The organism is Nostoc sp. UCD121 (assembly GCF_014222285.1).
In the GTDB taxonomy this organism is placed as follows: domain Bacteria; phylum Cyanobacteriota; class Cyanobacteriia; order Cyanobacteriales; family Nostocaceae; genus Nostoc.
In genome coordinates, this window is record NZ_JACKZS010000312.1 from 1 (window position 1) to 6,050 (window position 6,050).

Below are 6,050 nucleotides of genomic sequence, written 5' to 3' on the forward strand. Positions count from 1 at the left end.
CCCTGCTCCCTGCTCCCCTGCCTCTTCAATTAAGCTAGTAGGGACGAACACAATTTGTCTTCGAGTTCGATTTCGCGTTCTTGGGTGGCGAGAATAGCTTGAGTGATGACGCGCTGGCTGTCAAAACCGACTGTGTGTAACTGCAACCACTGTTGAGCTTCATTACCTTCGCGGAGAATTTTGTGCAATGGGGAAAGGAAACAGCTAAAGCCTCGTTGTTTAGCGATCGCCCAAACATCTTGGTACATTTGGGTAATCCAATCTCTAGCTAGGATGCTTCTACCATCTTGCCAATGCCTCAAATGAGCATCGAGACTATCAGCCGCCGCCGCAGCTTCGTTTTCAGCAGTCAGGGTGACGAGTTCTTCGTTAGAGAAAATACTTTGAGTTAAAGGATCGATGTTGGGATTTTCGATTACTTGCAATAAACGCGCTTCTAATAAGGCAGTAATGGCTAGTAAGGCAATGGGATCTGTGACTAAATCGCAAATTCGTAGTTCTAGGCGATTTAGATCATAAGGGCGGCGATCGCCATTTGGTCGCACCGATGTCCATAAATGCCGAACATTTTGCATGGTTCCGGCAACCAGTTGATCTTCCACCCACTGGATATGATCGGCGTGGCTGGCAAATAATGGTACATGGTTAGGCGTTTGCGGAAATAAGCCCCAGCGAGTGGAGTGATAGCCAGTAGTTTTGCCATCTAGGAAGGGAGATGAAGCGCTGAGGGCGAGAAATAGAGGTGCTTCCATACGGATCACCCGACACGCCCGCATTAATACTTCTGGATCGCTGATGCCTATATTAATATGTACGCTGGCGGTGACTACTTTTGTCCCGTAGGTGTTCTCAATGTAGTCATGATAGGGATTTGCTGGATCGGAACGCAGAAAGCGATCGCCGCCACCCAACGATAAAGTACTTCCCGGTATCAAGGTGTAATCGCCCAAGTGATTGAGGTAGTTTCGCAACTCCCGCCGAGGACGCAGCAAGGCACACAATAAATTTTCGTAATCATGGGATGGTTGGGTTATGTATTCGACATTGCGGCTATCTGGCTCCCGCATAAATCCATCCAAGGCTGCAATAATTTTGTCGGAGAGACCGACGATTTCACCTTGAGGCGTGCCAGTATACATCTCGATCTCAAAGCCTTTTAATAAGACCACCTTGTTCTCCTCGGCTCTCTCTGCCTATAAATTGTATCGAATTAGACGCATCTTTAGGATCTATCTTTCAGTCAATCAAAGGTTAAGAATCATGTAATTAATAATTCATGCCAAGTTATGATGACAGATTTCTTGGCTGTTCTTCAAAAAAATATTACTACTGAAATTACTGAAGGCTCGGCTGTAAGTAATCTGGAAATTGAGGTGAAGTGTAAGTTTCCAGAAAAAACAACCTAATTCAAAGTAAATACAAAAAATTATCTGCGTAGTCCGGGGTTAGATAATGGTTATTAAACACCCAACTTGCCTGTATTTATTCTCCTATTAACCAAACGCAATTGCTGCGATCGCTTCAAATATTTCACCCAAGGTTCCTCTGACAACTGGGAAATTGTATTTAGTGACAGTGTTGCCGTAAATATATCTCTTCCACTGATAACACCACTGATGCCTAAATTTTCTAAAACAGCAGTTGCAGCAGAGTCTAAAATTGGTTCAGTATGGATGAAAACTTCTAAACTCGGTTCCTCTGGGTTTTGAACATCATTGAAGGCTGTAGCAAGGGCGGCATCAAGCTTTTGAAAATCCATGAGCGGTAAGCGGGTAAAAAGCAGGCAATTATTAACCTATCGTATAACTAACTTATCAAACTTACGAGTTTTTATTGCCTATCTCTGTATAGATTTAATGGGCGATTTACTATGTCCAATTACAGATTAATTGCTGTTCTCTTTGGCTGTGAGGTTTATTGAGAGCCTAAATGCAGATTATACTTGTATATTAATATTTCCTTTCTCTATGAAAGTACCACTTAAAATTACTCCTTAAAAATCAGCATCAAAGCAGTTATTACGATTTAAATTGCCTCTGTTAAGTCAGCATTTTTTAAATTAGTGCTGTTTAATTTGGTAGCTGTATAATCTTCAAGAGACGCGATATATTTATTGTCTTAAATGTGTTAAATATATCGCATCTCTGAGGCTAATTACAGATTTAAAGCGTTAATCACTCCATAACCCCATTTCTCATCAAATGTCCCTGCGGGTTTTCCAGGAATTGCACTATTTTTACGTAGTAAGTCTTTCACAGCAGCCGGATCGAGATTGGGATCTCGTTGCAATAGTAATGCTACTAACCCACTAACAAATGGTGTCGCCATACTCGTACCAGCCTGCACCACAAACTTGGAATTAATCATTGATGAACGGTCAAAACTTGCATCGGCAGAAAGTGTGGAAATAATCATTGCTCCTGGTGCTGCTACATCCGGCTTGTGTGCATCATTTCGGAGTGGGCCTTCACTACTGAATTCCGAAATAGTGTGCAATTCTAATCCCATTTCTCGCACTTGGTTATCAATATCTGTGTACTTGGTTTTAGTAGTATAGGCGGCAACTGTAATTGCAGTGCTGGCGGCTCCTGGCGAACCAATTTTGAGCGCATCTTTCACACTTTTACCTGTAAAAAACACTGACGAAGTGTCATCTAGTGTCCATACATCTAAACGTGTGTCAGTTGCAGAACTGTTGCGAACTCGCAGTTGCCAAACACCTCCCATAACTGGCGAGGAGCCAATACCCCGGATTTGCACAAAGAAATTATGGTCGCCATTGGCTTTATCTGGCGCTGGTGTCGCTAATTGCACCCTTGCATCTGGTAACTGGTAATCTTGTGCGGCATTACCGTCAGTAATTATTTTTTGAAATGGGGTGACAAAACCATTAGGACTCCGCACAGACACTTCTAATTCGCTGTCTTTGGAATACCAAGCATTTAACCAAACTATGCCTATTTGATTCAAAGGAACATTAAAGCGCATACCACGAGTGCGTCCACTGGGTATTATCGCTTGTCCATGAATGTTATCGTTTCCTTCGTTACCAGCAGCACAGCAAACTATTCTTCCAGGGCCAGTTTCCGCGTCAATAACTTTGGATAAGGAATCACTACCATCATGGGCATCAGCGTGTCCACCCAAGCTGAGATTCACCACGGCTGCGCGTCCTAACTCTCTAGCAATTCGGAAAATGTAACGCACACCATCAGCAATATGGGCATCCTGTAAATCTGACCTGACAACAACTAATTCCGCTTCTGGTGCTACACCGCCATAGCTAGCATCGGCACCGGCGGCAATTCCGGCAACATGAGTACCATGACCGCCAGTATCCTGAGAAATTGTCAGTTGCGCTCCCGTAAATTCCGCCCCATAGCCGCCCTCTGTTACTCCTGGCCCTGGCAGTGTTTGATCCCAAATGTGTAAAATTCGTCCAGCAAAGGCAGGGTGTTTCGGATCAATGCCACTGTCTATAATGCCGATGATTACTCCTTTACCAGTCAGTCCAGTTTTATTCTGGAACTCCGGTAGTTTGACTGCTCCCATTGCAGTGTCCATCCTCAAATGAAGTTTGCGTGATGGCTTGATGCGTTGGATAACATCTTCTTCAGACAAGACATCTAAACTTTCTATCGGTAAAAAAGCCGTCCGCACACTCCCAGAGTTTTGATTGACTTCAATGTTATATTGTGATAAATAACTCAAGTCTGCATCAGGATCGCAATAGATAAAAACGACGCTCTTTGTTGGCTTGACTGGGCTTTTGTGGGCAATGATGCCAAGCGATCGCTTGTGTGTAACTAAAGCTTTATCTCCCTCATTTTGATAGTCTTGAAATGCCAACAGTAGTCCGGGAGAAAGTTTTTCGTGTCTCATTTTTACCTCAAATTCAATTTATTGGGTGCAAGCAAAGTAGTTTATTAGCATAAGTCGCTCTGGCATTAATGCAGACTATGCAGTTTTTTCGCCTTGATTATTTGATGCGACTATAGTTATCTATTTTTTTATAGATAACATCAAATAAGCTTAGGAGGCGGGAAATAATTCCTAAGACAATTGCTAATTCATAACTCATATCCCTGAATTATGTCTCCTAATAGTGATTTTCTCTACTCATGAGACATCTTTGAGCAGACGCATTTCAGAATTACCCAAGACTGAGCTAACAGGTAATTTTTATGTAAGCTATTAAACTAATCCACTATCTATCTAAATCATTACGGACAAAGTTAAAAAAATAAAATTAAGAATAATTAAGTAATAAATAAAAAAGATAAATTTAACAAATATTAAATACTAACAAGTTGTATACTAATCTTCTTTGATTTCTGTGCGCGAAGCGCGGTAGGCAATAGGCAAAAAGGCTCTTTGAATTGTACCTAGCTTCGCAAAAATCAAAGAAGATTCCTGTAGCCAAAATTGTTAAATTGGTATAAATTCTTAATGACTACTGGCAAATTACAGATTCTCTATCATAAGTAAGAGCCATAAAGAAGCTAATATTTGCAACGATCGCTTCTGAACGTACAAAAAGTTATTCATGCAAATTCAAACACCAGATTGGGTAAAGCACGCTGTTTTCTACCAAATCTTCCCAGATCGTTTTGCCAGAAGCAAACAGCCGCGCAAACGGTTATTGCAAGAAGCCCGTTGGGAAGATTGGGACTCTATGCCAACCCTCCAGGGTTATAAAGGTGGGGATTTATGGGGCATCATGGAGGATTTAGACTACATCCAGAATTTGGGGATTAACGCGATTTATTTCACACCCATCTTTCAATCCGCCAGTAATCACCGCTATCATACCCACGATTATTATCAAGTTGACCCAATGTTAGGGGGCAACGAGGCTTTTAAAGAATTGCTTGATGCAGCCCATAAACGGAATATCAAAGTCGTTCTGGATGGGGTGTTTAATCATTCCAGCCGTGGATTTTTCTTTTTCCATGACGTTTTAGAGAATGGCCCCCATTCACCTTGGGTAAATTGGTTCAAAATTGAAGGCTGGCCTCTCGCACCCTACACTGGTGATTTACCTGCTAACTACGTGGGCTGGGCGGGAAATCGCGCCTTGCCAGAATTTAACCACGACAATCCAGAAGTACGAGAATACATTATGGAAATTGCCGAATATTGGATTAAATTCGGCATTGATGGTTGGCGATTGGATGTACCATTTGAAATAAAAACTCCTGGTTTTTGGCAGGAATTCCGCGATCGCACTAAAGCCATCAATCCCGAAGCCTATATTGTGGGCGAAGTATGGGGAGATTCCCGCCAGTGGTTGGATGGAACGCAATTTGACGGCGTGATGAATTATCTATTTGCTGGGCCGACAATTGCCTTTGCAGCTGGCGATCGCGTAGTCTTAGAACAAGTTCAAAGCCGCGACTATCAACCCTACCCACCCTTGTTTGCCACCGAGTACGCCACCAAAATCCAAGAAGTACTGCAACTTTACCCTTGGGAAATTCAGCTAACTCAACTCAATTTGTTAGCAAGTCATGATACAGCCCGATTGATGACCATTGCAGGCGGTGATATAGCGAGTGTAGAATTATCGACTCTACTTTTACTCACCTTTCCCGGTGCCCCCAGTATTTACTATGGTGATGAAGTTGGCTTACCTGGTGGCATAGATCCCGACTCACGGCGTGGCTTTCCTTTAGAGGCTAACTGGAATCAAGAAATTTTCAATACTCATCGTCAATTAATTGCCATCCGCCAAACTTACCCTGCCTTGCGTACAGGTGATTACCGAGTCCTCTACGCTCAAGGACAACTTTATATCTTTGCAAGAACTTTAGACACAGAAGAATTGATAATTGCCGTCAATGCTGGCACAAGTTCAGCGACTGCAAATGTAGATGTGGCTAGTTTGCATACTCAACCCAACAAGCTGTTATATGGTACTGCTGAAGTTGAGTGGAAGGGTGAAGAAGAAACTCAGCAATTGTCATTAACTCTTCCCGCACGCAGTGGCTGCATCCTGGGAGTGGAGAGTGGGGAGTAGGGAGTAAGAGGATAAGGGAGCAGGGGAGGCA

4 protein-coding genes are annotated in these 6,050 nt (G+C 42.8%); 1 reads left to right on the plus strand and 3 read right to left on the minus strand.

The genetic code is table 11. The features are described from left to right. Positions 1-29 precede the first annotated feature (29 nt). The 3 genes from gshA to GNF10_RS34190 form a co-directional block, all read right to left on the minus strand. Positions 30-1,169 carry a glutamate--cysteine ligase gene (gene gshA, locus GNF10_RS34180; protein WP_185581571.1) on the minus strand — a complete coding sequence of 380 codons (1,140 nt, stop codon included), beginning with the start codon at positions 1,167-1,169 and terminating at the stop codon, positions 30-32. Between the two features lie 290 nt (positions 1,170-1,459). Beyond that, positions 1,460-1,759, minus strand: coding sequence for a hypothetical protein (locus GNF10_RS34185; protein WP_185581570.1), 300 nt, complete (start codon positions 1,757-1,759; stop codon positions 1,460-1,462). Positions 1,760-2,154: 395 nt separating this feature from the next. Next, a complete protein-coding gene (locus tag GNF10_RS34190; protein ID WP_185581569.1) occupies positions 2,155-3,882 on the minus strand; it encodes a S8 family serine peptidase in 1,728 nt (575 codons plus the stop codon). 664 nt (positions 3,883-4,546) lie between these two features. On the opposite strand from GNF10_RS34190, the gene GNF10_RS34195 reads away from it, so the two are divergent. Further along, the gene (locus tag GNF10_RS34195) at positions 4,547-6,019 is read left to right on the plus strand and encodes a glycoside hydrolase family 13 protein (RefSeq protein ID WP_185585359.1); all 1,473 of its coding nucleotides are present in this window, start codon (positions 4,547-4,549) and stop codon (positions 6,017-6,019) included. Positions 6,020-6,050 lie beyond the last annotated feature (31 nt).